Origin of the sequence: Bradyrhizobium sp. 132 (assembly GCF_023074185.1) — a bacterium.
Classification (GTDB): Bacteria; Pseudomonadota; Alphaproteobacteria; order Rhizobiales; family Xanthobacteraceae; genus Bradyrhizobium.
In genome coordinates this window covers 45,811-67,961 of record NZ_JADPKY010000095.1, presented here as the reverse complement: position 1 = coordinate 67,961, position 22,151 = coordinate 45,811, and the positions used below count along the sequence as shown (strand labels likewise).

The window sequence follows — 22,151 nt, the reverse complement described above, 5'->3', positions numbered from 1 at the left end:
TTGCGGAGAGGATTCACGAATTCGTGGCGGGCGCCGTTAATTCAGGCGCGCCCGATCCGATTCAACTTGATCAATCCAATCCTCGTTCGTGGCTAAGGTGCACCATCTCCTGTATGAAGACCTGCTTCTGCTTGTCATCGAGGCTCGAGTAGAGTGGCTCGGCAGCGTCGGCGACGTTGCGCTGGTCGGCAGCGCGATCGATCAGGAACTGCGACTCGTTGCGCATCTGCTCGATGATGTCGTCCGGCGGATCCCGCTTGGCCCGGGTAACCCGCAGGTTGAGCCGCTCCGCACCATTGTGCCCCAGGTAGTGCATGGCGCTCGAGAAGCCGAACCAGTGCTTCTCCTGATCGGGCGTGAGGTTCAGTTCCGTCTTGATCCGCTCGATATAGGAATCACTGTTGGCAACGATTTGCTCGGCGGTCTGTTGCGGCGCGCCGGTCTGGGTGAGGACGGGGACGTCCTTATTGTCCTGCGGCGCATTCTTGGCTTCCTTGCTCGCCTTGGCGCCCTTGCCCGCCTTGCCGCTCTTGGCATCCTTGTCCTTGCCGGCGCCGGGCTGCTTAGAGTCCTTGCTGGCGTCCTTGTTAGAATCCTTGGCGGCCGGCGGCGCCTGATTGCCGTTATTGTTGTTGACGCCGAGCACGCCGGTGAAGACGCCGACCACGCCGCCGATCGCACCGCCCAGCACGCCCCCGACGGGGCCCGCTGCCTTGTTGCCGGCCGCGGCCCCATCCTGAACGCCTTTGACCAGGCCTTGTGCATTCGCGACCGCGGCTGCGCCGAGCAGCAACACGAAAACGGTCCCCAGCGCGAACCATCGTCGCAGGTAAAGCCGCGCGGGCGGCGCCGGGTTTTTCATTCTGGTCTCCATGGTCGATCTGATTGGCCTGTCGGGGTGGAAGCCACCCGCCAGTTGCAACTCTATCGTTTTCACCGCTTCGAGGTCTAGGCGCCGACAAATGCTATCCACGCCCGAAAAGTGTTTGGCGCGAGGCGCTTATGCAGGCTCGTTGGAAACTGCGGCGTAATTGCGCACATGTCGCTGCGGCGGGGCGGCGCAAAGTGTGCGTCGCAAAACGACCGACCGCGGTTCATGGCCGGCGCGCGACACCGGAGGTAATCCCGCCTTCCCGGGACACAACGTTAGTTCTAGGCGCGAGCCGTTCGGTTTTCTCGACAGACGCGATCAATCATGATCTGATCGCGCTACCAATTTGCAAGAACGTTCAACAAGAAACTCCCAACAAGAAAATCAAAAGCAAAACTCGGAAGAAGAGTTCAGAGGAAACACCAGAACAATAAAACACCCAAGCGAGGAAACGAGATGTCACGCAAGACACTGACGCGACGTCAATTTGTGGCTGCCACTGCAATGTCCTCTGCGGCGCTGATCACCGCGCCCTATGTCCGAGGCGCTTACGCCGCCGGCAAGCTCTCGATCGGCTTCTGGGACCACTGGGTGCCCGGCGCCAACGATGCCTCCACCGCCCTCGTCAAGGAATGGGGCGAGAAGGAGAAGGTCGAAGTCTCGATCGACTACATCACCAGCAACAACAAGAAGATCGAGTTGACCGCGGCGGCCGAAGCCCAGGCCAAGTCCGGTCACGACATTCTCCAGATGCCGAGCTGGTGGCCACACGCCTATTCGGAGAATCTCGAGCCGCTCAACGACGTCATGGAGCCGCTCATCAAGCAGAACGGCGAGGTGAACGGCACCGTCAAATATCTCGGGCAGTCGGGCGGAAAATGGCTGGCAGTGCCCGCGACACCGGGAAGCCAGATCAAGGGCCCCTGCTCCCGCATAGACCTGATGAAGAAGCACGCGGGCATCGACGTGCAAGAGATGTATCCGGCCGGCAGTCCGCCAAAAGCGGACAACTGGACCATGGAGACGTTCCTGAAGGCGGCCGAGGCCTGCCACAAGGCCGGCTTCCCCTTCGGCATCGGTCTCGGCGAGACCACCGATAGCGTCGACACCGCGGGCGCGATCTTCCAGTCATTCGGCGCCGAGTTGGTCAACGCCAAGGGCGATATCACCGTCAAGACCGACGCGGTGCGGCAGGCGCTCGAATTCTACAAGAAGCTGATCGCCGTCCTGCCCACCGACGCACCGTCTTGGGATGATGCGTCCAACAACAAATGGCTGATCTCGGGCCGCGGGGCGATGATCCTGAATCCGCCGAGTGCCTGGGCGGTCGCCAAGCGCGACGCACCGCAAGTCGCCGAACAGTGCTGGACGCACGGCTTCCCGTCCGGTCCGAAGGGACGTTTTGCGCCCTTCCTGCCCTACTTCTGGGGCGTCTGGGCCTTTGGCAAGAACAAGGAAGCGGCCAAGAGCTTGCTCGTTCACCTGTCCTCGCCAGCGGCGATCGAGAAGTTCGTCGCGGCGAGCGGCGGGTACGATCTCCCGGCCTACGCGAACATGACGAAGTTCAAGACCTGGGCCGAGGAAGGGCCGCCGAAGGGCACGCTGTTCCACTATCCGGATCCCTACAAGCAGCAGACGATGTCGATCGCAGCGTCTCCAGCGCCGCCGAAAATCGCCCAGCAGATCTACTTCCAGGCGACGCTGACCAAGATGGCGCTGCGCTTTGCGCAAGGAGAGAAGTTGGAAACGGCGCTCGCCTGGGCGGAGGGTGAGTGCGAGGGCTTCATGCGGACCTGAGACGGGTATGTACCATGGGGGTTCACGCTTCGCGCGTGAGCCGCCGAGGCACCCCTCGCTCGATCCGCTTGCCGAATGAAGCCGACGGCAGCGCCGGCTTCGCCATTCCACATGTCCTGCTACATGTCCTACAAAGAGGCTAACGTCATGGCCGATGTCGTCGTTGAGCAAGGCCGTCTCGCTCGTGCTGCGAGCCCGCGCAAACGGACGAGCCTGCGCAATGCAATGGGACGGAAATCGACCGTAGCGTTCTTCCTGACGCTGCCGCTGATCCTCCTGATCGCCCTGCTCGTGCTCTATCCCGCCTTCTATTCGGTCTACCTGGCGACGCTGAACAAGGCGATGACGAAGTTCGTCGGCCTCAGCAATTTCACCTTCCTGTTCAAACGCGAAACGTTCTGGATGGTGGTGAGACAGTCTTGCATTTTTGCGATTACCGCCGTGGTCTTCAAGGCTCTGATCGGCTTCATCGTCGCGCATTTCGTCCACAACATTCCGGGCAAAAAGCAACGTAAATGGCGCGGCATGCTGCTGGTGCCCTGGGTGATCCCGCCGGCGATGAGCACGCTGGCATGGCTGTGGTTGTTCGACCCCTCCTACAGCGCCTTCAACTATACCCTCTCGTTCTTCGGCATCGGTCCGATCCCGTGGCTCGGTGACACCTTCTGGGCGCGTTTCTCCGTCATCCTCGTCAACGTCTGGTATGGCGCACCGTTCTTCCTGATCATGTACCTGGCCGCGCTGAAATCCGTACCTGACCAGCTCTACGAAGCCGCAGCGATCGACGGCGCCAATTGGTGGCAGAAGATCTGGCACATCACCTTGCCGATGATGCGCAACATCATCGCCATCACCACGCTGTTCTCGCTGATCGTCACTTTCGCCAATTTCGACATCGTACGTATCCTCACCTCCGGCGGTCCGCTGGACCGGACGCATCTGTTCGCCACCTGGGCATTCCAGGTCGGCATCCAGAGCAGCGACATTCCGCTTGGCGCCTGCGTCTCGCTGTTCATGGTGCCGATCCTCGCCGTCGCAGCGGTCTTCATCCTGCGCGATGTCAACAAACGTGGGAACGAAGCCTGATGAGCACGCTCGCGATCGACAAGACCGGACCGACGCGTAAGGTCAAGCTGCGAAGCATGAGCCGCGACCGCACCTGGGCGCTGCGCTGGTCCTACTTCTTCCTGGTGCTGTTTGCGATCTTCTTCCTGATCCCGCCGGTCTATATGCTGATCACCTCGCTCAAGAGCAGCGCGGAGATCTCGGCCGCCACCAATCCGTGGTGGGTCTTTCATCCGACTCTGTCGAACTATGTCGAGCTGTTGACCTCGAACCAGTTTCTGCGGTTCTTCTGGAATTCGTCGATGATTTCGATCGTGGTCGTGATCGTGACGATGCTGATCAGCATTCCGGCGGCGTTTGCATTGGCGCGGATGAAGTTCTGGGGCTCGGCGACGCTCGCGACCGGCGTCTTTCTCACCTATTTGATCCCGGACAGCCTCCTGTTCATTCCCTTGTTCAAGATGCTCGCGGTGGTCCAGGACTTCACCGGCATCACTCTGCTCAACCGCTGGTACGTGCTTGTCTTCATCTATCCGACCCTGACCGTGCCGTTCTGCACCTGGATCATGATCGGTTATTTCGCCTCGATCCCGAAGGAGTTGGACGAGGCTGCCCTCATCGACGGCGCCTCCTGGCTCCAGACCCTGACGCGGATTTTCATCCCGGTAGCCCTGCCCGGCCTGATCGCCGCGACCATCTTTGCCTTCACCGTGTCCTGGGCGCAGTTCCTCTATCCCCTGGTGTTCACGACATCCATCGACCAGCTCGTGCTGCCGGTCGGTATCACCACCACACTGATCAAGGGCGACGTCTTCAACTGGGGACAGATCATGACCGGCGCGCTGCTCGGCGCAGCCCCGCCGCTGGTCATCTACGCCTTCCTGATGGACTATTACATTGCCGGCCTGACCGCCGGCGCGACGAAGGGTTGATGTCTTATGGCTGAGGTTGCGTTGCGGAAGGTGATCAAGCGTTACGACGACGTCGAGGCAGTGCGCGGCATCGATCTCGATATCGCCGACCATGAGTTCATCGTGCTGGTGGGACCATCGGGCTGCGGCAAGTCGACGACGCTGCGCATGATCGCAGGACTTGAAGACATCACCGACGGCGACATCATGATCGGCGGCGACGTCGTCAACGACGTGCCGCCGAAGGACCGCGACATCGCGATGGTGTTCCAGAACTACGCGCTCTACCCGCACATGACGGTCGCGGAAAACATGTCGTTCGGGCTGCGCCTGAAGCACTATCCCAAGGCCGAGATCAAGGCGCGGGTGACGGAAGCCGCCCGCCTCCTCGACATCACCGACCTGATCGACCGCAAGCCGAAGCAGCTCTCCGGCGGCCAGCGCCAGCGCGTCGCCATGGGGCGGGCCATCGTGCGCAACCCAAAAGTCTTCCTGTTCGACGAGCCGCTGTCCAATCTCGACGCCAAGCTGCGCGTGCAGATGCGGATCGAGATCAAGAAGGTGCACCAGAAGGTGCGCACCACGACGGTCTACGTCACCCACGACCAGGTCGAGGCCATGACGCTGGCCGATCGCGTCGTGGTGATGAACAAAGGGCGGATCGAGCAGATCGGCACCCCGAACGAGCTCTACCACAAGCCTGCGACGCGCTTCGTCGCCGGCTTCATCGGCTCGCCGGCGATGAACTTCCTCCCGTGCCGGCTGGAGGATGCCGGCGGCGCGCTCCAGATCCGCCTGACCGACCGCATCGCCTTCGCGCTGCCGCCGGCCCGTGCCACGCGCTACAACGCATTGCCGCGCACCGACAAGCTCCTGCTCGGCATCCGGCCTGAGCATCTCACCGAGTCGCATGCGCATCTTGGGCCGGGCGTCGAAACCTTCGACACCGTGCTCGACGTCACCGAGCCGATGGGCATGGAGACCCTGGTCTATTTCGGGCTCGAGGGTACGCCCGTCTGCGGCCGCGTCGATCCCAATGCCGGCGCTGCAGATGGGGCTCCCATGCGTTTGGCGATGGACCTCAACAATATGCACCTGCTAAACGAAGAGACCGGCGTCGTGTTGTGACGCCGGTTTTGGAAACGCGAGCAGGCGGGGAGCGATGTCGACCAACAAGAAGAAGATTTTCGTTACACAAACTTTGTCGCAAGGCGCGCGCACCCTCCTCACCCAGCGAGATGACATCGAACTCATCGAGTTTCCGAACCTGATCTCCGCCAAGGACTTCGAGGCCTTGCTGAAGAACCATGCGCCGGTCCATGGCGTGGCGCTTGGTGCCACCGCCTTCGGCGAGACCGAACTCGAAGCGTCGAAGGATATGAAAGTGGTGACGCGGATCGGCGTCGGCTACGATGCCGTCGACGTTCCCGCCCTCTCCCGCCGCAAGGTGCCGCTGATGGTCGCGGGCAGCGCGAACTCGCCCTCGGTCGCAGAGCAGGCGTTGTTCATGATGCTGACGCTGGCAAAACGCGCGCAGGAGATGCACGCCTGCGTCAAGGACGGCAAATGGGCCGACCGGCTCGGCATGCTGCCATTCGATCTCTACGGCAAGACGGTGCTGATCATTGGCTTCGGTCGCATCGGCACCCGCACTGCCAAGCGCTGCCTGGCGATGGACATGAGTGTGCAGGTCTATGATCCCTACAAGCCCGCCGCAGATATCAAGGCAGCAGGCTGCGAGCCGGTCGCCGATCTCGATGCCGCGCTGCCTCACGCCGATTTCGTCACCATCCACTGCCCGAAGACGCGGGAAACGCTCGGCCTGTTCGATGCGGCGCGGATCGGCCGGATGAAGCCGAAATCCTATCTCATCAACACCGCGCGCGGGGGCATCGTGAAGGAGACGGCGCTATACGAGGCGCTGGTCTCGGGCAAGCTCGCCGGTGCCGGCATCGACGTGTTCGAGGTCGAGCCGCCGCCGGTCAGCAACGCGCTGTTCGCGCTGCCCAACGTCATCATGGCCCCGCATGTCGCCGGCGTCACGGTGGAGGCGGTGAGCCGCATGAGCGAGCAGACCGCGCGCAACATCCTGAGTGTGCTGGACGGCGATCCCATCCGGCAGAACATCATCAATCAGGACGTCTTAGACGGGTGATGTTCGATACAGACCAAAGCCTTACGCGCCGGGATGAGGTGTCACGGCACGTCGTATGTACGAAAGGCTTGTGCAAATCCCACCCGACGGATTGTTGTGCAAAGCTCTGCGTGCCAGCATCGCGAGTATAATCCGAACTTGGTAGTTTTCATGAACGATGACTTCAAAAATCTTGTTACCGGCCTGTATGACTTGTTGGTTCCGATCACTGACACGGAGCTACGGAAACGGGCAGTAAAGTCGGCGCTGATGATGCTTGGCGAAGACGCTAGCTTCGTTGAGCGGAGGTCGACTGGCGGCGTGAGCGGCGGCGGAGCAACTGCAGATCATCACGATAGCGAGGATCACGGTCCGCTTAACGCCAAGGCTCGCACATGGATGAGGCAGAACAAGGTGTCTGAGGATCAACTCGGAGACGTGTTCCACGTCGATGGCGAGGCGGTTGATATCATCGCTCATACGATCCCCGGCGAAAGTCTGAGCGATCGCGTTGTGAATACCTACGTGCTGATTGGTCTTCGTGAACTTATTCGCGCTGGCGAGCCAAAATTCGACGACGAGACTGCGAGGGCTGAGTGCGAGCGGTTTGGCACTCACGGCAAGACTAATCATGCGAGGTATGCCAAGTCCGGCGGAAATTTACTTGCGGGTTCGGCAAAGAACGGCTGGACGCTGACTGCGCCGGGATTGAAGGCGGGGGCTGAGCTTGTGAAAAAGCTCGCCAGCAGCGAGTGAGCCTCAGCCCCGACAAGCTACTAGCGGCAATTCCTGCTGGGCTGCGCGACCCGTTGATCGAAGAATATCGGGTCATCGCCTCGAACTACGCAGAGCATCGTTGGGGGCCGGCTGAACTCACAGGCGGGCGCTTCAGCGAGGTCGTCTACACCATCCTCGACGGAGAAGTCTCAGGCTCTTTCGCGGCTGCACCATCCAAGCCCTCGAATATGCGGAACGCTTGCCTCGATCTTGAAAAGAAGCCGAACACAGGCAAGCCGGGCGATCGCAGCATCCGTGTGCTGATTCCTCGTACATTGCTAACTCTCTACGAAGTACGGAACAATCGCAATGTTGGGCATGTCGGTGGCGACGTCGATCCGAGTATGATGGACGCTACTGTCGTGCTTTCCCTCGCAAGCTGGGTGCTCGCTGAGCTAATCCGCATCTACCATGCTGTGACGACTGCGGAGGCACAGGAGGCAGTTGATGCGGTGTCCGAGCGCAAACTACCGCTAGTCTGGTCGCTGGGAGATAACCTCAAGCGCGTTCTCGATACATCGCTAACAGCCCCAGACCAAACCTTATTGATCCTCCATCAAAGCGTCGCTTGGGTAAACGAGCCCGATTTGTTCAAATCGGTAGAATATAGTAGCGCGGCAAATTATCGCGGCAAGGTGCTGGCAAAGCTTCATAAGAGCCGGATGATCGAATACGACAAAGCCGGCAATCGAGCCCGTATCTCGCCGAAAGGCAGCGCGTATGTTGAGAAAAGCATCGTCGCGCCGCGCATGGGCTGGAAGTGATGATATCTTGCAAGGACCACTATCGCGCGTTCAGGCCGATAAATTTTGGCTCGGGGGATCCAAGCCGGTCCTAGCGCGCTCTGAACGGCGGTGGTGCTGATGCCAAGCGTACGGCCGATCCGAAGCACGCCATACCTGCTGTCCCTAGAGAGCGGATACTCTTCGCCTGTTGGAGGCGCGGTTGTGCCGAGTGCTTGATGCGGTTACAGATCGCAACCGAGGGACTGTAGCTTATTGGGAACGAGTTCTTGCAGACTGCGGCCACGTGGCCCCCGCCCGCCTTTGGAACGCCAGAATGCGTCCCATTTTGGTGCAGATCGAGCCCTCACTCAGCCTTAATCAAACCCGCGTAATAGGTCCGGCCGCGGCGGCAGTGGGACAGACTTACCGGCCGCGTCGAGCTGGAGGATGAACCCTTGTCAGAGATCGACCCGACCGACCACACGCTGGCGACCATCGCCAGCATTTTGGAGCACCCCGAGCCCGTCCTCGTCGTGCGCGAGACCGAGACCGTGACCGTAACAGAAATGGTGGTTGCTGGTGAGCATGTGGTCGCCGACGAGCACCCGATGGTCGATGAGCATCCGGTGCTCGAGGAGCAGCCGCTGGTGCCGGAGCACACCGATGCCGACGGCTACAGCAAGGTCGGTCCGGGGCCGATGGTGGCGATCCGTCTGAAATGGACGGTCCATCGCGGCGACGACAGCCAGTTCTACGTCCACGAAACCATCGGGGAGCAGTCTGTGCCCGTGATCAGCGGCCCGATGACCAGCGAGGCTGCCGTGCATTTCGTCGACGTGCACGAGGACGAGGCACATCGGCGCTTCGAAGAGCTGCGCAGCGAGATCGCCGGCCGCAGCTCGCTCGCCGACTACGAGCGCAAGGGCGAAGCCTAGGCTTATCGTCGTCCGAGATAATCCTTCTTCACGAGCTCGACACCTGCGTGCCGCAAGAGGTCATAGGTCGTCGTCACGTGAAAGAAGAACTGCGGGACGCTGAAGGTCAGCAGCAGCGTCCGCCCGGTGAACGGCAGCTCGGTGCCGTTTTTCAACCTGAAGAAGACATTCCGTTCCGCCGCGGCATCGATCTCCGCGCGCGGCAGGCTTTCGATGAACTCGATTGACGTGGCAATGCGGGCCTGAAGCCCGGCCATGTCGTGCTCCAGCACCGGCAGCGTCACCGGCTCGCGCTCGGCCAGCAAGGCCGAAGCGACCGCGGCATGGCGGCAGGCCTCGCCGATCTGCTGCGCCAGATCGTACATGTCTGGTGACATGCGCATGCCGAGCAGGACCGCCGGATTGAACTTCCGGGTTTCGGCATAGGCAACGCCCTTGTCGAGCAGTGCGGACAGGTTGCGCAGGTAAGGCACGAAGACGCCGACCGAGGCGTCATACATCGAGATCGTCACTTCAAATCCCTTCCAATTCCGCCTCGCCAGCGATGGGCATCTGGTCTAAATCCAAGCCTCAAGAGCTGCACAATGACAGCTCGGGCACGGGTGGAAAAGAGATGATCGTTCGGATGACCATTCGAATTTTGGCGGCTTTGGCCGTGGTCCTGCTGGCAAACATTTCGGCTCACGCACAGCAGGCGACGCCCTCCCGCCTCGACGAGATCGTCAAGCGCGGCACTTTGCGCGTCGGCATGACCGGCGATTACAAGCCCTTCACCTACCTCGACAAGACAACGCAGCAGTTCAGCGGCTTCGACGTCGATATGGCCGAGGCGCTCGGCAAGGCGCTCGGCGTCAAGGTTGAATTCGTGCCGACGGCCTGGCCAAAGCTGATGAAGGATTTCGAGGCCGACCAGTTCGACATCGCCATGGGCGGCATCTCGGTCACGCTCGACCGGCAGAAGAAGGGCTTTTTCTCCACGGCCATCATGCGCGAGGGCAAGACGCCGATCGCGCGTTGCGCCGATATCGGCAAATATCAGAGCATCATCGACATCGACAAGAAGGGCACCCGCGTGATCGTCAATCCCGGCGGCACCAACGAGCGCTTCGCGCGTGCCAACATCAAGGACGCCGACATCACCGTCTTCCCCGACAACACCGTGATCTTCGACGAGATCGCCAAGGGCAATGCCGACCTGATGATGACGGACGCCTCCGAGACGCGCTACCAGCAGAAGCAGCATTCTGGCGTGCTCTGCGCGGTGCATCCCGAAAAGCCGTTCGATTTCTCCGAGAAAGCCTATTGGCTCCAGCGCGACATGGCGCTGAAGGCGTTTGTCGACCAATGGCTGCACATCGCCATGGAGGACGGCAGCTACAAGAAGATCTACGCCGCCTGGTTCGACTAGGGCGCGTCCTCCTGTCGCTTGCCTCGGCCAAACTTTGGACCGGCTCCGGTGTTATTGAACCCGGAACAGCCGGAGCACGACTCATACGGTGACAGTGACCTAGATCACTTTTTGCGATCGAACCGAGGCGTAAGCGTCGGTGCGGGGACCACCTGTTTCAGGAGACGGAAATGAGGAAGCTGTTGGCCACGGCCGCATTCCTTTTGGCGAGCACCGCTGCGCAGGCGCAGTACACCTTCGACTATGGCGGGCGCACCATCCGCATCGATCCCGACCGCGGCACCGTGCAAATCCCCGGCGTCTATGACAACACCGGCCAGGGCAAGGCAAAGAAGACCAAGACCGATGCCAAGGGGGCTCCTAAAGCGGACCCGCAGGCACCGCAGCAAGCCAAGACCGACCCGCAGCCGCCGGCCAATCCGGCGCCGGTACCCCCGCCTGTCGTAGCACCTCCGGCGGCCGAGCAGGCCCGTGTCCAGGCTCCCGTGGTCGTGGCGCCTCCTGCCCCTCCGGCCACCACGGCTAACAATGTTCCGGCCGAAGACGCGCTTGTGCCGCCGCCTCAGCCGGCCCCGAGCGCCGCCCCAACGGTGGCCGCAGTACCGCCCGCACCGCCTCCACCGCCAGCCCCGACGGTCGCAGCCGCGCCTCCGGCTCCGCCTCCCGTCCCGGCGCCTTCGCCTGCCCCCGTTCAGTCGGCTGCCGTCGCGCCGCCGGCTCCCGCGGCCGCGCCCACGCGCGATCTCAATTCACCGCTCGGCGTCTGGTTCACCGAGGAGAAGGAAGGCAAGATCCGGATCGAGCAGTGCGGCAACAATCTCTGCGGCTATTCGGTCGATTCGAAATCGAACCAGAACGGCGAGCAGGTTCTGATCAACATGAAACCCGGCAAGGATCAGAACAAGGACCAGAAATGGTCCGGCCGCATCCTCGATCCGAACTCCGGCTCGACCTACGATTCAACCATCGCGCTGAAGGGCACCGATCGGCTGCGCGTGCAGGGCTGCGCCTTCGGCGGCATGTTCTGCGGCGGCCAGACCTGGACGCGTGCGAACTGACGTCGAGACGACACTCTGACCGAGACAAAGGGACCCGCAACGCGGGCCCCTTTGCTTTTGTCCGCCAAGTCGTTTGCGACGTGCGCGACGTCACAGAGCCGGTCGCGCGCGTGACAGCCCTCACATCGCCGGTTCCGCGTCCATGTCACGATCCCCGCATGATCAAACCTAGGGGCGTGTCATGAACGGATTTCGCAAGGCTCTCTTCGCCACAATCATTGTCATCGCGTTGCCCGCCGCGCAGGCCAGCGCCAGCACTTTCGACGCCGCATGGAATGTCCGTATCTCATCGTCGAGTGAGACCTGCGGTAACGGCTCGACCGTCTCGATCGGCATCAACAATGGTCAGATCGCGTCGAGCAGCGCCGCAGTGACGGCGTCCGGCCGCGTCGCGGATGCCGGCAGCATCAATGTCACCTTGAGCACCGGCATCAAGCGCGCCGTCGGCTTTGGCCGGCTCAGCGGCACCTCAGGCTCCGGCACCTGGCGCGGCACTATGTGCACGGGCACGTGGACGGCGGAAAGGATGTAAAGTGCCGTGTCCCGGACGAGCAGCGACACATCGCGGTACGCGATGCGGCTGGTCCCGGGGCACGAGAGTTAGCCGACCGCCGCCCCATATTCCGCGTCGGTCACCGGCTCCAGCCAGGTCGAGAACACGCCGTCGAGCGCTTCCTGCATGGCGATGTGGGTCATGCCGTTGGTCGGCGTGGCGCCGTGCCAGTGCAGCTCGCCCGGCGGAATCCAGACGGTGTCGCCGGGGCGGATCTCCCTGACGGGGCCGCCCTTGGACTGGACCCGGCCGACTCCCGAAATCACGTAGAGCGTCTGCCCGAGCGGATGGTGATGCCAGTTGGTGCGCGCACCCGGCTCGAACGACACGCGCGAGCAGTTCAGCCGCGCCGGCGCGGGCGCCATGATCACGGGGTCCTGAAGGACCGTGCCGGTGAAGTGTTCCTTGGGCGCACGGCGGGTCGGCCGCGTGCCTGCGACAGTGATCTCCATGGGGTAACCTCGCTTGCTGTCTGTTACTTTTTGCTTGCGGCGTAGCGCGCCTTGGTCTCGGCGTTCATGGGATAGAGGCCCGGGAGCACCGCGCCGTTGTTCACCTCGTTGACGATCCAGGCTTCCATCCGCTCCTGCTCGACACTCTCATTGAGCACGTGTTCGAGCATCGCCTGCGGGATCAGCACGCAGCCGTCCTGGTCTGCGACCACAATGTCGTTCGGGAATACCGCAACGCCGCCGCAGCCGATCGGCTCGCCCCAGCCGACGAAGGTCAGGCCGGCAACCGACGGCGGCGCGGCATAGCCGTCGCACCAGACCGGCAGATTGGTGCCGAGCACGCCCTCGACGTCACGCACGACGCCGTCGGTGACGAGTGCGGTGACGCCGCGCTTCATCATGCGCGCGCACAGGATGTCGCCGAAGATGCCGGCATCGGTGATCCCCATGGCGTCGACGACGGCGATGCAGCCCTCCGGCATTGCTTCGATCGCGGTCCGGGTCGAGATCGGCGACGACCAGGACTCCGGCGTCGCCAGATCCTCGCGCGCCGGCACGAAGCGCAGCGTGAAGGCCGGTCCCACCAGGCGCGGCAGACCCGGGCGCAGCGGACGCGCGCCGCGCATCCAGATGTTGCGCAGGCCCTTCTTCAGCAGGACCGTGGTGATGGTGGCAGTGGTGATGCCGGCGAGGGTCTTGCGGGCTTCGGGGGACAGCGACATGGAAACAGACGAGCTCCGGATGGGCGGGAAAGAACGCGCGCATCTTGCGGGGTGCGGGCCTTGCGTCAAGGGCCAAGAGGATACCAATCATGCAGGGCCGCAGCGCAGTTATGCGTCGCGATAACAAGGCTTTATCGCCTCCCCCTGCATTAATTTATTGGACTTGCGGGCGCATTTACGCGAAGCAGGAACGAGCGGAGCTCAAGGCCGAGCCCGCGTATCTCCAGAAGCCCGATTTCGACAGCCCATGTCCGCGACGCTTCCCCCGCCCCGCCTTCTGCCCAGTGGCGACAGCGCCGTCACGGTCGAGTTCAGCCGTACCATCGACGACGCCGCTAACCAGCGCGTGCTGGCACTCGACAAGGCGCTCGCAGCAAGCCCCATCGACGGCGTCACCGAGTCCGTGCCGACCTATCGCTCGCTGCTGGTGCACTACGACCCCGGCAAGATCGGCTTTGACGCACTCGGCGACAAGCTGCTCGCGCTCGCCAGCCAACCGTTGCCGCCGGCCACCAATGCGCGCCGCTGGCGCATTCCCGTCGCCTATGGCGGCGAGCACGGCATTGACCTCGAGGATGTCGCGAAGGCGCTGAACACCACGCCCGACGACATCGTCGCCCGCCACGTCGCCGGCGACTATAAGGTTGCCATGATCGGCTTCACGCCGGGCTGGTCCTATCTCAGCGGCCTCGACAAATCCCTGCAGATGTCGCGGCGACAGAATCCGCGGCTGCTGACGCCTGCCGGCACGATCTCGATCGGCGGCATCCAGGCCGGAATCCAGTGCCTGGCTGCGCCCAGCGGCTGGCACCTGCTTGGCCGCACGCCGGTGCGGACCTATCAGCTCCACCGCAATCCGACCTTCCTCACCGAACCCGGCGATCGCGTGACGTTTTTCGCAATCGACCATAAGACGTTCGAGGAACAGGATCGCGCCGCCGAGGCCGGCGAGATCATTGCCGAGCAGGTGGTCGCATGAGCCGGCTTGTGATCGCCAGCATCGGGCCTGCAAGCTCCGTCCAGGATGGCGGACGCCACGGAGCGCAACGCTATGGCCTGACGGTCAGCGGAGCGATGGACCGCCTGTCGCTCGCGGCAGCGAACACGCTTGTCGACAGCGAACCGTTCGCCGCCGTTATCGAGGTAGGCCCGTTCGGCGCCTCGTTCGCCGCCCGCGACGGCGCCGTGCGCGTCGCAATTTCAGGCGCGCCGCGCAATGCGGACATCGCCGGCAGTCCGGTCGCCATGGACACATCGGTGACGCTGAAAGACGGCGAGACGCTGACGCTGGGTTTTGCTCGCAGCGGTGCGTTCACCTATCTGGCGATCGAAGGCGGGATCAGGGGCGAGCCGGTATTTGGCAGTCTCGCGGTCAACGCCCGCGCCGGCCTCGGCAGCCCCTACCCGCGCCCGCTCCAGGCCGGTGACGAATTATCTGTCAGCGCCGCAAGCGGTGCGCCGGAGTTGCGCATCGAACTGCCGAAGCCATCGAGCGGTCCGATCCGCGTCCTGCTGGGACCGCAGGACGACGAGTTCGACGACGCCAACAAGGCGCTGTTCCTCGACAGCGAGTGGAAGATCTCGGCGACCTCCGATCGCATGGGCTACCGGCTCGAAGGCCCCGCGATCAAGCATCTGCACGGCCACAACATCGTCTCCGACGGCACGGTCAACGGCAGCATCCAGGTGCCCGGCAACGGCGCGCCGATCGCGCTGATGATGGACCGCGGCACCTCCGGCGGCTACCCGAAGATCGCAACCGTGATCACGGCTGATGTCGGCCGCCTCGCACAGACCTCCGCAGGAACGGCGTTCCGCTTCGAGGCGGTCAGCATGGCCGAGGCGCAGGATGAGGCGAAGAAATTCGCGCAAACCATCCGCAGCCTGCCCGATCGCCTGCGCTCTGCCGACACCGCCGCGCTCAACATCGAAGCGCTCAGCGATGCCAACGTCGCGGGCTATGCTGTAAGTGCTGTCGACGCCGGGACCTGGCAGGTCGCGGCCGAGCCGTAAACGACAAGAAGACCAGAGACGGAGAGCTACCCATGAAGACGATCGATCTCAATTGCGATCTCGGCGAAGGTTTTGGCGCGTGGGAGATGGGCAACGACGCTGCGATGATCGAACTGGCGAGCTCGGTCAACGTCGCCTGCGGCTTCCACGCCGGCGACCCCGACATCATGCGCCGGACAGTCGAGCTTGCGAAGGTGCGCGGCGTCTCGGTCGGCGCACATCCCGGCTATCGCGACCTGCACGGTTTTGGCCGGCATCCGATCGCGGGGCTAAAAGCCTCCGAGATCGAGAACCTCGTCGCCTACCAGATCGGCGCGTTGCAGGCGATCGCAACGGCCGCCGGCCACAAGGTGACGCATGTGAAGGCGCATGGCGCGCTCTCCAACGTCGCCTGCGAGGACGACATGACCGCGAAGGCGATCGCAGACGGCATCAAGGCGGTCGATCCCGGCCTGATTTTCGTCGTGCTCGCCAACTCGAAGTTGGTGAAGGCCGGCGAAGACGCCAATCTGCCGATGGTGCACGAGGTATTCGCCGATCGCGCCTATGAGGACGACGGCAACCTCGTCTCGCGCAAGAAGCCTGGCGCGGTGCTGCACGACGCCAAGGCCATCGCCGATCGCGTGGTGCGCATGGTGCAGGATGGCGCGGTGGTCTCGGTGACAGGCAAGGTCATCAAGATGCGCACCGACACGGTCTGCATCCACGGCGATACGCCGGGAGCAGTCGACATCGCGCGCGGCCTGCGTCAGGCCTTGAAGGATGCGGGAATCGAAGTGGCGCCGTTCAAGCGCGGGGCGTGATCAGAACGGGTGTACCGAGAGCGTGCCGAACACGATGGCCGCGATGACGGCGAAGGCGCTGTACATCGCAGCATGATGCATGCTCGCCGCGGTCCGCCGCGAGAGCGAGCGCGCGTAGAAGTGCAGCCTGGCTTCCGCCGATAGTTCGCGCATGGTCGATCTCCAACGCCGCATTTGCGGGATTATGAAGGATCAATCCGGGTGGTGGGCAAGACACCCGCGGAAATAGCGATGCGGGTTCTCCTAAGAAGCCCAATCGAAGATGCAAATTCTCCTCGCGGGCGGGTTCCGAGCATCTTATTCGTTAAAGTCCGAGGCGATCGGAACCGACCGGCCCGCCTGTGCTCCTTGCCGCGCCTTAGTACACGTCAGCCTGGAAGCGGCCGGTCTTCTTGAGCTCGGCGACAAAACTGACGGCTTCGTCGGTCGAACGCGCTCCGAATTGGGCGACGATGTCGACCAGTGCGCGCTCGACGTCCTTGGCCATGCGCTTGGCATCGCCGCAGATGTAGAGATGCGCGCCCTCGGCAAGCCACGTCCACAACTCGCGGCCGACCTCGCGCATGCGGTCCTGCACGTAGAACTTCTTCTCGCCGTCGCGCGACCAGGCGAGCGACATGCGCGTGAGCAGACCGGAGGTCTTCATCGCGTTGAGCTCCTCCTGGTAGAAGAAGTCGCAATCGCTGCGCTGATGGCCAAAGAACAACCAGTTCTTGCCGGGCGCACCGGTCGCCTTGCGATCGAACAGGAAGGCGCGGAACGGCGCTATGCCGGTGCCGGGACCGATCATGATGACCGGCGTCTTCGGATCCTGCGGCAAGCCGAAGCCGTGCGCCTTTTGCACATAGACCTTGAGCTTCTCGCCCTCGCCGATGCGCTCGCCGAGGAAGGTCGAGGCGACACCGATGCGCTTGCGTTTGCCGATCACGTAACGCACGGAGTCCACCGTCAGCGACAGCTTCCCGGGCGTTGCATTGTGCGACGAGGAGATCGAATAGAGCCGCGGCTGGAGTGGCTCCAGCGCCTCGACGAAGGCCTCGGGGTGCGGACGCGTGCCCGAAAACTTCTGCAGCGCCGCCATGACGTCGAGCGTAGCGGCATCGCCGTCGGGATCCTCGCCCTGCGCCAGCGCCCGCGCCTTCTCGCGTTGCGCGCCCCCGGTGATGAAGGAAAGCAGCTCGAACAGCGTGTCGGGCGCCGGCGACAACGAGACGTCGTCGATCAGCACCTCGCGCAACGTCTTGCCATTGACCTTCGTGGTGTGAGAGGCGCCGAGCAACGCGATGATCTGGTCGACGAGGCCGACCTCGTTGCGCGCAAACACGCCAAAGCTGTCGCCGACGGTATAGTCGAGCTTGCTCTCGGAGAGATCGAACTCGACGTGATAGGTTTCCTTCTCCGACTTTCCCTTGTTGAGAAGACGACGAGACAGGAAGGTCGCCGCAACAGGGTTGTCGCGTGAGCGGCCGGGCTCGGCGATCGTCACGGTCACGGCGGGGGCTGCCACCGCGTCTTGCTTGTCGGACGCCTTGGCCATCGGCGTCTTGTCCAGCTCTTCGTACAGCGACTTCAGCATCCGCGCGGTTTCCTTGCCGCCGGGGACGCAAAGGTTGAGCCGCGCTTCACTGCGGCCCGCGATCGCCTCCGAATAGTCGTGGCAATTGTAGCCGCACTGGCCGCAATCCTGCTGCGCCATCGCCGCCATCATCTTGCGGCGCACGGGACGGCCCTCGGCGAGTTTCATCCGATCCGCGATCGGCATGGTCTGGTCATGCCACGGAGATTCGCCGTCGTCGCCGTCACCGGCTGCGCCTTGCAACACGGCGGCGCCCTGCTCGGCCGACAGCGGCGCTGCTGCATCGGGCGACAGAAGCCCGGCAAAGAAGCCGTTCAGCCAGGAGCGTTGCGCGTCGGAGAACGGAGCGCTCGTGGGAATGATGTCGAGTTTCGGCGGAGGGCTGATCTGGTTCATGAAGACATCTCGGCATCGGCAAGCTTGCGCAGCGTCTCGCCGTCGTGGCGGCGCGCAAAGGACAGGAACGTTTCGTCGGGAGACGAGCGATGGGCGATATAGGCCTTGAGCAGCCCTTCGATCGTCTTCGGTGCGTCTTCGGCCTTGAGGTCGTGATAGATCTCCTGCCCGACGTCGGCATCGGGGCCAAACCCGCCGCCGGTGAAGAGATGATAGCCCTCGACCGTGTCCTCCTCGTTCACCGGCACGCGTGCTCCGATCAGGCCGATGTCGCTGATGTAATGCTGCGCGCAGGAATGGTGGCAGCCGGTGACGTGGATGTTGACCGGCTTGTCCATCTCAACGCGCGGCTCGCACCAGTCGCCGATCTCGGCGGCGTGGCGCTTGGTATTCGCCGCGGCAAAGCGGCAGCCGGCATTGCCGGTGCAGGCGATCAGGCCGGCGCGGATGTGCGAGGCTTCGACCGCGAGCCCGATCTGCTTGATCGCCGCGACGGCGAGCTCGACATTCTCGTCGCGCACCCCTGATATCAGCAGGTTCTGCCAAACCGTCAGGCGGATATCGCCGTCACCGAGGTCCTGCGCCACCTTGGCGAGGCTCCGCATCTGATCGCAGCTGATCTTGCCGAGCGGCAGCGACACGCCGATCCAGTTCAAACCGCCCTGCTTCTGCTTGTGTACGCCGATATGCGCCATGCGGTCCGCGGCCGGCCGCGGGAGAAACGCCTCTTCCGGCACGCGCGTAAACGGCTTCTTCAGCCGCTCCTCGACCAGCTTGAGAAAGCCGTCATGGCCCATGGCATCGAGCACGTATTTCAGCCGCGCCTTGTTGCGGTTGGTGCGGTCGCCGTGCTCGATGAATATGCGCACGATGGTGTCGGCAACGGCCGTGGCTTCTTCAGGCTTGACGACGATGCCGGAATATTTGGCGAAATCCTTATGCCCGGTGATGCCGCCAAGGCCGAGGCGGAACCAGACTCCGGGCTCGACGCCGAAACCGTCCTTCACTTCAAAGGCCGTGAATGCGATGTCGTTGGTCTCCTCGAGCACGGCGATCCTGCCGGCACCGTCGAAGGCGACGTTGAACTTGCGCGGCAAGCCGTACAGCGAGCGATCGTTCAGGATGTGGTAGTGCCACTCGCGCGCATAAGGCCGCGTATCGATCAGCTCCTGCGGATCGATGCCCGCCGTCGGTGTCCCCGTCACATTGCGGATGTTGTCGGCGCCTGAGCCGCGCGAGCACAGGCCGAGGTCCTGAACGCCCTCGATCAGCTTCACGGCGTTCTTCGGCGGGATTTCGCGAAGCTGGAGATTGGCGCGCGTCGTGACGTGGCTGTAGGGCCCGCACGTTTCATCGGCGAGATCGGCAAGGCCGGACAGCTGCCAGTGCTTCATGATGCCGTTCGGAATCCGCAAACGGCACATGTAGGAGTCCTGCGTCGGCGCGACGTAGAAGATGCCGTAATAGCGCCAGCGGAAATTGTCTGCCGGGTGTGGCGGCGTATTGTCGAGCGCCTGCTGGCGGAGACGCGGATAAGCATCGAAGGGATGCTCGTCGCGCTTGATCTTCTCCTGGTCGGCGAGCTTCTTGCCCGCGGCGATGACCTTGTCCTGCGCCTTGATGTGCACGGCATCGGGGCCGCTCGGTTCGGGGCTCGCCTTGCCGGCGCCGCCGAGACCGCGGCCGGCCCGGCTGATCTGCAAACCGCTCGTGAAGCCTTCGAGATAGCGTTTCTGGTCGTCGGTAAAGTCGACTGAGACGGTGTCGATTTTCATGGTCAGTAACGAAGCTCCTGCGGCCACCTGGGTGTCGACGGAAAGTGCACGACCCGCGAGGAACTCGGCTGGCTCGAGAGCCGGCTCTGCACCCAACGGTCCGATCAGCTTCGTTGCTGCGGGACTGGCTCAGCAGGCACCTGTGACAGGCTGGCCGCACTGCAACATTCAAGTTGCGTGCCAGCTTTGATGAAATGAAATTTGGTGCAATATCAGATGATTAGGCGCGCCCTGGGGAACCCCCGGCCCTGGAATTCATGAAATTCGAGCAGTCGGCCTAAAATTTAGACGCTGACCTCCAACGCCCAAAAACAATGCAACCGCGAATCAGGCCTTCCAGCGGCCCACCTCGAAGGCCGCAAGATGCCCCCGAATATCCGCGGCATCAAAAGCGGGGCCGGCAAATGCGCCGAATGCCGCGGGGGCTTGGGTAGACGGCCGTTGGCCGAGGGCGCCGTCGTAGAGGTCGGGCCTGAACACCGCCATCGCTGTCTTGACGCCGTCCGAACTCAACGCCGTCTGTCCCCAGCGCACCATCTGCGCATAGAGCCAGGCGGCCTGGACCGGATCGGGGCGCCCTGCCTCTTCGCGTCCCACCAGAAGGTAGCTGCCACTCTCGCGAAAGGTGCCGTCCGGCGAAATCTTGAGGCGTCCCGTGAGGGTGCGCTGGATGACTTCGGCATCGACGCCTATCCGCTCGGGCTGCGCCAGGATCCGCGCCGCTTCGGTTCGGTTTTCCGGATGCTCGATGAACTCGGCCGCCTTCACCGCGGCGCGCACGAGGCTAGCGACCACGTCGGGATGCTTGTCGGCCCAGACCTGGCGAACTGCCAGCACCTTCTCCGCCGCGTGGGCGAGGATGTCGGAGACGAAATGCAGGATATGGCCGATGCCGAGATCGACCGCGATCGAATTCCAGGGCGCGCCGACGCAGAACGCATCGACGTGGCCGTTGGCAAGACTGTCGACCATGTAGGGCGGCGGCAGCACTACGAGGCGCACATCCTCGTCGGGATCGACGCCGGCCGCCGCCATCCAGAACCGCAATTGGTAATTGTGGGTGGAGAACGGGAAGGTCATGCCGAAGGTCAACGGATCGGCCCCCGCCTTGCGCCGTTTGGCGACGACGCGTGCCAACGCTTTTGCCGTAGCGAGCGGATCGAAGCGATCGCCGTCGATCTCCTCCATCAGCGCCGCATGAAGCGCCGGCGACACCGTGATCGCGTTGCCGTTGATGCCGAGATTGAAGGGCGCCGCGATCGGCACCTTGACGTGACCGAGCCCGAGCGAGGATGCGATTGCGACCGGCGCCAAGAGATGCGCGGCATCGAACAGGCCGATATTGAGTTTGTCGCGGACGTTGGACCAGGAGACCTCGCGCACCAGCTCGACCTCAAGCCCTTCGGCCGCGGCGAAGCCCTTGTCGACGGCAATGATCAGCGCTGCGGCATCGACCAGCGGAATGAACCCGATGCGGAGAGGAGCGGTCATTTCAGCATCTCCGACGCGGTGATGATCGACTGCGCGATCTCGCCGATTTTCTTCTTCTCGCGCATCGCAGTGGAGCGCAGCAGCACATAGGCCTCGTCCTCGGTGAGGCCCTTCACCTTCATCAGGATGCCCTTGGCCTTTTCGATGATCTTACGATCCTCGAGCTGCGACTTGGTGCGCTCCAGCTCCTCCTGGAGTTTTGCGAAAGCATTGAAGCGGGACACGCAAAGGTCGAGGATCGGCTTGATGCGTTCCTTCTTCAACCCGTCGACGATGTAGGCGGAGACCCCCGCTTCCACGGACGCCTGGATCGAGGATGAATCGCTCTGATCCACGAACATCGCGATCGGCCGCTTCACGGCGCGGCTGACCTGGAACATCGCCTCCAGCACGTCGCGGCTGGGATTTTCGAGATCAATCACGATGATGTCGGGGTCGACCGCATAAATACGGGCGAGCAGGCTCTGCATTTCACGGATATGGACGATCTGCGTGAATCCGGCCTCCCGCAACCCTTCTTCGAGGATCGCAGCCCGGATCGGGCTTTCGTCGACGATCACGATTTTGGGTGACTGTTCGGCGCTCATAGCTCACTCACGGCGGGTGATTCACCCATAGCACGCCGGAGGGCCCTGCAAAGGGTTGTAATTATGGGCAATTGGGACTAGCTCAGGCCCGTCAATCAGGCA

At 63.0% G+C, this 22,151-nt stretch carries 23 protein-coding genes; 14 read left to right on the top strand and 9 right to left on the bottom strand.

Translation table 11 applies throughout. The features are described from left to right. Window positions 1-70 precede the first annotated feature (70 nt). Window positions 71-862, bottom strand: coding sequence for a Spy/CpxP family protein refolding chaperone (locus tag IVA74_RS18460; RefSeq protein ID WP_247346919.1), 792 nt, complete (start codon window positions 860-862; stop codon window positions 71-73). Between the two features lie 465 nt (window positions 863-1,327). Here IVA74_RS18460 and IVA74_RS18455 point away from each other — a divergent pair, with 465 nt between their 5' ends. From IVA74_RS18455 to IVA74_RS18420, 8 genes are all read left to right on the top strand, one after another. Then, complete coding sequence (locus IVA74_RS18455; RefSeq protein ID WP_247346913.1) at window positions 1,328-2,668, top strand: extracellular solute-binding protein; 1,341 nt, start codon at window positions 1,328-1,330, stop codon at window positions 2,666-2,668. A gap of 147 nt (window positions 2,669-2,815) precedes the next feature. Beyond that, window positions 2,816-3,754: a sugar ABC transporter permease gene (locus IVA74_RS18450; RefSeq protein ID WP_247346933.1), complete on the top strand. Its 939-nt coding sequence runs from the start codon at window positions 2,816-2,818 to the stop codon at window positions 3,752-3,754. Further along, the gene (locus IVA74_RS18445) at window positions 3,754-4,665 is read left to right on the top strand and encodes a carbohydrate ABC transporter permease (RefSeq protein ID WP_247346911.1); all 912 of its coding nucleotides are present in this window, start codon (window positions 3,754-3,756) and stop codon (window positions 4,663-4,665) included. The genes IVA74_RS18450 and IVA74_RS18445 overlap by 1 nt, the downstream gene beginning before the upstream one ends. A gap of 6 nt (window positions 4,666-4,671) precedes the next feature. After that, complete coding sequence (ugpC, locus tag IVA74_RS18440; protein WP_247346909.1) at window positions 4,672-5,772, top strand: sn-glycerol-3-phosphate ABC transporter ATP-binding protein UgpC; 1,101 nt, start codon at window positions 4,672-4,674, stop codon at window positions 5,770-5,772. Window positions 5,773-5,806: 34 nt separating this feature from the next. Continuing rightward, window positions 5,807-6,799 carry a hydroxyacid dehydrogenase gene (locus IVA74_RS18435; protein ID WP_247346907.1) on the top strand — a complete coding sequence of 331 codons (993 nt, stop codon included), beginning with the start codon at window positions 5,807-5,809 and terminating at the stop codon, window positions 6,797-6,799. Between the two features lie 150 nt (window positions 6,800-6,949). Beyond that, a complete protein-coding gene (locus tag IVA74_RS18430; protein ID WP_247346905.1) occupies window positions 6,950-7,534 on the top strand; it encodes a hypothetical protein in 585 nt (194 codons plus the stop codon). Beyond that, window positions 7,531-8,319: a hypothetical protein gene (locus tag IVA74_RS18425; protein ID WP_247346899.1), complete on the top strand. Its 789-nt coding sequence runs from the start codon at window positions 7,531-7,533 to the stop codon at window positions 8,317-8,319. Before IVA74_RS18430 ends, IVA74_RS18425 begins: the two co-directional genes overlap by 4 nt. A gap of 416 nt (window positions 8,320-8,735) precedes the next feature. Beyond that, on the top strand, window positions 8,736-9,215 hold the full coding sequence (locus IVA74_RS18420; RefSeq protein ID WP_247346898.1) for a hypothetical protein: 480 nt from the start codon (window positions 8,736-8,738) through the stop codon (window positions 9,213-9,215). A gap of 2 nt (window positions 9,216-9,217) precedes the next feature. On the opposite strand, the gene IVA74_RS18415 is transcribed toward IVA74_RS18420, so the two are convergent. Next, a complete protein-coding gene (locus IVA74_RS18415) occupies window positions 9,218-9,715 on the bottom strand; it encodes a DUF1993 domain-containing protein (RefSeq protein ID WP_247346932.1) in 498 nt (165 codons plus the stop codon). Window positions 9,716-9,840: 125 nt separating this feature from the next. Here IVA74_RS18415 and IVA74_RS18410 point away from each other — a divergent pair, with 125 nt between their 5' ends. The 3 genes from IVA74_RS18410 to IVA74_RS18400 all read left to right on the top strand — a co-directional run bounded on the left by IVA74_RS18410 (window position 9,841) and on the right by IVA74_RS18400 (window position 12,213). Next, window positions 9,841-10,623 carry a transporter substrate-binding domain-containing protein gene (locus tag IVA74_RS18410; RefSeq protein ID WP_247346897.1) on the top strand — a complete coding sequence of 261 codons (783 nt, stop codon included), beginning with the start codon at window positions 9,841-9,843 and terminating at the stop codon, window positions 10,621-10,623. 170 nt (window positions 10,624-10,793) lie between these two features. Further along, complete coding sequence (locus IVA74_RS18405; protein ID WP_247346896.1) at window positions 10,794-11,681, top strand: DUF2147 domain-containing protein; 888 nt, start codon at window positions 10,794-10,796, stop codon at window positions 11,679-11,681. A gap of 181 nt (window positions 11,682-11,862) precedes the next feature. After that, the gene (locus tag IVA74_RS18400; RefSeq protein WP_247346895.1) at window positions 11,863-12,213 is read left to right on the top strand and encodes a hypothetical protein; all 351 of its coding nucleotides are present in this window, start codon (window positions 11,863-11,865) and stop codon (window positions 12,211-12,213) included. A gap of 68 nt (window positions 12,214-12,281) precedes the next feature. On the opposite strand, the gene IVA74_RS18395 is transcribed toward IVA74_RS18400, so the two are convergent. Continuing rightward, a complete protein-coding gene (locus IVA74_RS18395; RefSeq protein ID WP_247346894.1) occupies window positions 12,282-12,686 on the bottom strand; it encodes a cupin domain-containing protein in 405 nt (134 codons plus the stop codon). Window positions 12,687-12,709: 23 nt separating this feature from the next. After that, the gene (locus IVA74_RS18390; RefSeq protein ID WP_247346892.1) at window positions 12,710-13,408 is read right to left on the bottom strand and encodes a ribonuclease activity regulator RraA; all 699 of its coding nucleotides are present in this window, start codon (window positions 13,406-13,408) and stop codon (window positions 12,710-12,712) included. A 247-nt stretch (window positions 13,409-13,655) separates the two neighbouring features. Here IVA74_RS18390 and pxpB point away from each other — a divergent pair, with 247 nt between their 5' ends. The 3 genes from pxpB to IVA74_RS18375 are packed head-to-tail and all read left to right on the top strand — an operon-like array spanning window position 13,656 to window position 16,224. Beyond that, window positions 13,656-14,387, top strand: coding sequence for a 5-oxoprolinase subunit PxpB (pxpB, locus tag IVA74_RS18385; RefSeq protein WP_247346890.1), 732 nt, complete (start codon window positions 13,656-13,658; stop codon window positions 14,385-14,387). Next, window positions 14,384-15,421, top strand: a complete 1,038-nt coding sequence (locus IVA74_RS18380; protein ID WP_247346888.1) for a biotin-dependent carboxyltransferase family protein — start codon at window positions 14,384-14,386, stop codon at window positions 15,419-15,421. The genes pxpB and IVA74_RS18380 overlap by 4 nt, the downstream gene beginning before the upstream one ends. Window positions 15,422-15,453: 32 nt before the next feature. Beyond that, window positions 15,454-16,224 carry a 5-oxoprolinase subunit PxpA gene (locus tag IVA74_RS18375; RefSeq protein ID WP_247346886.1) on the top strand — a complete coding sequence of 257 codons (771 nt, stop codon included), beginning with the start codon at window positions 15,454-15,456 and terminating at the stop codon, window positions 16,222-16,224. Here IVA74_RS18375 and IVA74_RS18370 read toward each other — a convergent pair whose 3' ends face one another. From IVA74_RS18370 to IVA74_RS18350, 5 genes are all read right to left on the bottom strand, one after another. Further along, complete coding sequence (locus IVA74_RS18370) at window positions 16,225-16,377, bottom strand: hypothetical protein (RefSeq protein ID WP_247346884.1); 153 nt, start codon at window positions 16,375-16,377, stop codon at window positions 16,225-16,227. It abuts the gene before it with no gap. A gap of 205 nt (window positions 16,378-16,582) precedes the next feature. Beyond that, a complete protein-coding gene (locus tag IVA74_RS18365; protein WP_247346882.1) occupies window positions 16,583-18,196 on the bottom strand; it encodes a sulfite reductase subunit alpha in 1,614 nt (537 codons plus the stop codon). Next, window positions 18,193-19,971 carry a NirA family protein gene (locus tag IVA74_RS18360; protein ID WP_247346880.1) on the bottom strand — a complete coding sequence of 593 codons (1,779 nt, stop codon included), beginning with the start codon at window positions 19,969-19,971 and terminating at the stop codon, window positions 18,193-18,195. Before IVA74_RS18360 ends, IVA74_RS18365 begins: the two co-directional genes overlap by 4 nt. Window positions 19,972-20,298: 327 nt before the next feature. Beyond that, window positions 20,299-21,462, bottom strand: coding sequence for a CmpA/NrtA family ABC transporter substrate-binding protein (locus IVA74_RS18355; protein WP_247346878.1), 1,164 nt, complete (start codon window positions 21,460-21,462; stop codon window positions 20,299-20,301). Beyond that, window positions 21,459-22,049, bottom strand: a complete 591-nt coding sequence (locus IVA74_RS18350; protein ID WP_247346876.1) for an ANTAR domain-containing protein — start codon at window positions 22,047-22,049, stop codon at window positions 21,459-21,461. The genes IVA74_RS18355 and IVA74_RS18350 overlap by 4 nt, the downstream gene beginning before the upstream one ends. Window positions 22,050-22,151 lie beyond the last annotated feature (102 nt).

Coding starts and splice junctions, on each gene's coding strand:
- IVA74_RS18460 (WP_247346919.1), bottom strand. CDS start 862: ATGAAAAACCCGGCGCCGCCCGCGCGGCTTTACCTGCGACGATGGTTC.
- IVA74_RS18455 (WP_247346913.1), top strand. CDS start 1,328: ATGTCACGCAAGACACTGACGCGACGTCAATTTGTGGCTGCCACTGCA.
- IVA74_RS18450 (WP_247346933.1), top strand. CDS start 2,816: ATGGCCGATGTCGTCGTTGAGCAAGGCCGTCTCGCTCGTGCTGCGAGC.
- IVA74_RS18445 (WP_247346911.1), top strand. CDS start 3,754: ATGAGCACGCTCGCGATCGACAAGACCGGACCGACGCGTAAGGTCAAG.
- ugpC (WP_247346909.1), top strand. CDS start 4,672: ATGGCTGAGGTTGCGTTGCGGAAGGTGATCAAGCGTTACGACGACGTC.
- IVA74_RS18435 (WP_247346907.1), top strand. CDS start 5,807: ATGTCGACCAACAAGAAGAAGATTTTCGTTACACAAACTTTGTCGCAA.
- IVA74_RS18430 (WP_247346905.1), top strand. CDS start 6,950: ATGAACGATGACTTCAAAAATCTTGTTACCGGCCTGTATGACTTGTTG.
- IVA74_RS18415 (WP_247346932.1), bottom strand. CDS start 9,715: ATGTATGACGCCTCGGTCGGCGTCTTCGTGCCTTACCTGCGCAACCTG.
- IVA74_RS18410 (WP_247346897.1), top strand. CDS start 9,841: ATGACCATTCGAATTTTGGCGGCTTTGGCCGTGGTCCTGCTGGCAAAC.
- IVA74_RS18405 (WP_247346896.1), top strand. CDS start 10,794: ATGAGGAAGCTGTTGGCCACGGCCGCATTCCTTTTGGCGAGCACCGCT.
- IVA74_RS18400 (WP_247346895.1), top strand. CDS start 11,863: ATGAACGGATTTCGCAAGGCTCTCTTCGCCACAATCATTGTCATCGCG.
- IVA74_RS18395 (WP_247346894.1), bottom strand. CDS start 12,686: ATGGAGATCACTGTCGCAGGCACGCGGCCGACCCGCCGTGCGCCCAAG.
- IVA74_RS18390 (WP_247346892.1), bottom strand. CDS start 13,408: ATGTCGCTGTCCCCCGAAGCCCGCAAGACCCTCGCCGGCATCACCACT.
- pxpB (WP_247346890.1), top strand. CDS start 13,656: ATGTCCGCGACGCTTCCCCCGCCCCGCCTTCTGCCCAGTGGCGACAGC.
- IVA74_RS18380 (WP_247346888.1), top strand. CDS start 14,384: ATGAGCCGGCTTGTGATCGCCAGCATCGGGCCTGCAAGCTCCGTCCAG.
- IVA74_RS18375 (WP_247346886.1), top strand. CDS start 15,454: ATGAAGACGATCGATCTCAATTGCGATCTCGGCGAAGGTTTTGGCGCG.
- IVA74_RS18370 (WP_247346884.1), bottom strand. CDS start 16,377: ATGCGCGAACTATCGGCGGAAGCCAGGCTGCACTTCTACGCGCGCTCG.
- IVA74_RS18365 (WP_247346882.1), bottom strand. CDS start 18,196: ATGAACCAGATCAGCCCTCCGCCGAAACTCGACATCATTCCCACGAGC.
- IVA74_RS18360 (WP_247346880.1), bottom strand. CDS start 19,971: ATGAAAATCGACACCGTCTCAGTCGACTTTACCGACGACCAGAAACGC.
- IVA74_RS18355 (WP_247346878.1), bottom strand. CDS start 21,462: ATGACCGCTCCTCTCCGCATCGGGTTCATTCCGCTGGTCGATGCCGCA.
- IVA74_RS18350 (WP_247346876.1), bottom strand. CDS start 22,049: ATGAGCGCCGAACAGTCACCCAAAATCGTGATCGTCGACGAAAGCCCG.